This window comes from Bartonella sp. AP150HLJHH (genome assembly GCF_042196385.1).
GTDB lineage: Bacteria > Pseudomonadota > Alphaproteobacteria > Rhizobiales > Rhizobiaceae > Bartonella.
In genome coordinates this window covers 1-628 of record NZ_JBHIQC010000133.1, presented here as the reverse complement: position 1 = coordinate 628, position 628 = coordinate 1, and the positions used below count along the sequence as shown (strand labels likewise).

General features: G+C 42.2%; 1 protein-coding gene. It reads right to left on the bottom strand.

What is annotated here, in order from left to right:
- Positions 1-260: 260 nt before the first annotated feature.
- The coding region (locus tag ACFING_RS10090; RefSeq protein ID WP_375630844.1) for a hypothetical protein at positions 261-628 on the bottom strand (368 nt) is incomplete at its 5' end.

The window sequence follows — 628 nt, the reverse complement described above, 5'->3', positions numbered from 1 at the left end:
TTTAAAATGCTGCCTTGTCTTGTTTTGGAAATGCGCAACATCTGAACTAAAGGCTGCAAGATCTCGCTTGGCAGAAGCTATCCCCTCTTGCAGATGATTAACAAAACGCACAACAAGGGAAACATCCATGATCGTCTCTTATCCTAACTGATGGCTTTCATATTCTTGAGCTTTCAGGCGTGCGAGTTCTTCTCGATAGGCAATCACATCCAGCCAATCCATCTGGTTAATCTCTGAAGGCGCCCAGTGATAATAAAGGGCTAGTTCTGCTCCAAATTGTCTGGCAGAGAGGATTGGCGTTGCGTAAAAAAAGCAAAAAAAGCCTTCAATATTGCGACAATATCCATCACATCAACTCGATCAATCAATTCAATAGATTCATGTGACATATCAGCCAAAAGTGCTGTGATGCCTTCTGTTGCCTCACTTGTGAACAAAACTTGAGAAAGCTTCGTGATAAGCACATCATTGCTCAAAGTTGTTTTTTGCTCTCCAAACTCAGGAAGCAGCAGCTCTGTCAATTGTGGTCCAATGAGCACCGCTAATTGCTTGGCATGCTTAAAAGTGGGGCGATAAAAGGTCAGTTTCTTGCATAGAGATTCTTTGCCACCTTTATCTTGATAAAGAA